Origin of the sequence: Pseudomonas sp. NPDC087614 (assembly GCF_044743485.1) — a bacterium.
Classification (GTDB): Bacteria; Pseudomonadota; Gammaproteobacteria; order Pseudomonadales; family Pseudomonadaceae; genus Aquipseudomonas; species Aquipseudomonas baetica_A.
Genome location: NZ_JBIUWN010000109.1, coordinates 1 through 1,844, shown reverse-complemented (window position 1 = coordinate 1,844; position 1,844 = coordinate 1). Strand labels below are relative to the sequence as shown.

Annotated in this window: 2 protein-coding genes; both read left to right on the top strand. The window is 58.6% G+C overall.

Going from position 1 to position 1,844, the window contains the following annotated elements; all coding sequences use genetic code 11:
• Window positions 1-7: 7 nt before the first annotated feature.
• Complete coding sequence (locus tag ACIOWA_RS25775; RefSeq protein WP_401162593.1) at window positions 8-805, top strand: ParA family protein; 798 nt, start codon at window positions 8-10, stop codon at window positions 803-805.
• Window positions 806-814: 9 nt separating this feature from the next.
• Entirely contained in the window at window positions 815-1,687 is an 873-nt protein-coding gene (locus ACIOWA_RS25770; protein ID WP_221733259.1) for a ParB/RepB/Spo0J family partition protein, read from the top strand.
• The last annotated feature ends 157 nt before the right edge of the window (window positions 1,688-1,844 follow it).

The following is a 1,844-nucleotide window of genomic DNA, read 5'->3' as shown; positions in this document are numbered from 1 at the left end:
AGCAAGAATCGCTACGGTATTCGCCAAACCGAACCAGAACGCTGGTGAGCGCAAGACCACCACCTGCATCAACCTCGCAGCATCCCTGGTCGCAACCAAGCGCCGGGTGCTGTTGATCGATCTCGATCCACAGGGCAACGCCACCATGGGTAGCGGTGTGGATAAACATGGCCTGGAAAACTCGGTCTATGACCTGCTGATCGGCGAATGCGATCTGACTCAGGCCATGCACTACTCCGAGCATGGCGGTTATCAACTGCTGCCGGCCAACCGCGACCTGACCGCGGCTGAAGTGGTTCTGCTGGAAATGCAGATGAAGGAAAGCCGCCTGCGCAGCGCGCTGGCGCCGATCCGTGAAAACTACGATTACATTCTGATCGACTGCCCGCCGTCCCTGTCGATGCTCACACTGAACGCATTGGTGGCTGCTGATGGCGTGATTATCCCCATGCAGTGCGAGTACTTTGCGCTGGAAGGTTTGAGCGACCTTGTGGATAACATCAAGCGCATCGCTGAACTGCTCAATCCCAACCTGAAAGTCGAAGGCCTGCTGCGGACCATGTACGACCCGCGCCTGAGCCTGATGAACGACGTTTCGGCGCAGCTCAAAGAGCACTTCGGCGATCAACTCTACGACACGGTGATCCCGCGTAACATTCGTCTGGCTGAAGCGCCAAGTTACGGCATGCCGGCGCTGGCCTACGACAAGCAATCGCGCGGCGCATTGGCTTATCTGGCATTGGCGGGCGAAATGGTTCGCCGTCAGCGCAAAAATTCACGTATCGCCGCTGCTCAGGCAACTTAAGGAATCCCCATGGCCGTCAAGAAACGAGGTCTCGGACGTGGACTGGATGCACTGCTGAGTGGTCCGACTGTCGGTGCGCTGGAAGAACAAGCGGCGCAAGCGGATACCCGTGAACTGCAGCACCTGCCACTGGACCTGCTGCAGCGTGGCAAGTATCAGCCACGCCGGGATATGGACCCGCAGGCGCTCGAAGAGTTGGCACAGTCGATCAAGGCACAGGGCGTGATGCAGCCGATCGTGGTTCGTCCGATTGGTGGCGGCCGCTTTGAAATCATCGCCGGTGAACGCCGCTGGCGCGCCAGTCAGCAGGCCGGGCAGGAAACCATCCCGGCGATGGTTCGCGACGTACCGGATGAAACCGCGATCGCCATAGCGCTGATCGAGAACATTCAGCGTGAAGATCTCAATCCGATCGAGGAAGCGGTCGCGTTGCAACGGTTGCAGCAGGAATTCCAGCTGACTCAGCAGCAAGTCGCCGAGGCTGTGGGTAAGTCTCGCGTCACTGTGGCTAACCTGTTGCGACTTATTGCACTGCCGGAAGTCATCAAGACCATGTTGTCCCACGGTGACCTGGAAATGGGTCATGCCCGTGCTTTGCTCGGTCTGCCGGACAATCAGCAGGTGGAGGGGGCGCGACATGTTGTCGCACGCGGCCTCACCGTGCGCCAAACCGAGGCGCTGGTTCGCCAATGGTTGAGTGGTAAACCGGAGCCTGTGGAAGCCAGCAAACCCGACCCGGATATCGCCCGCCTCGAACAGCGTCTGGCCGAGCGCCTAGGCTCTGCGGTGCAGATTCGCCACGGCAAGAAGGGGAAAGGGCAGTTGGTGATTGGTTACAACTCCCTCGATGAGCTTCAAGGTGTGCTCGCACACATCCGCTGAAACATTTCCTCATGTAGCGAGCAGTCGGAAATCACTACCTGACAGTTGAATAGGGGCAGAACCGCCCCTATACTCTGCGCGGATTTGGTCGGCACATATTTTGCCAAGTTATTGCATTTCGGCAGCCGACGATTGGTGAGCTCTCGTGTTGGATTGC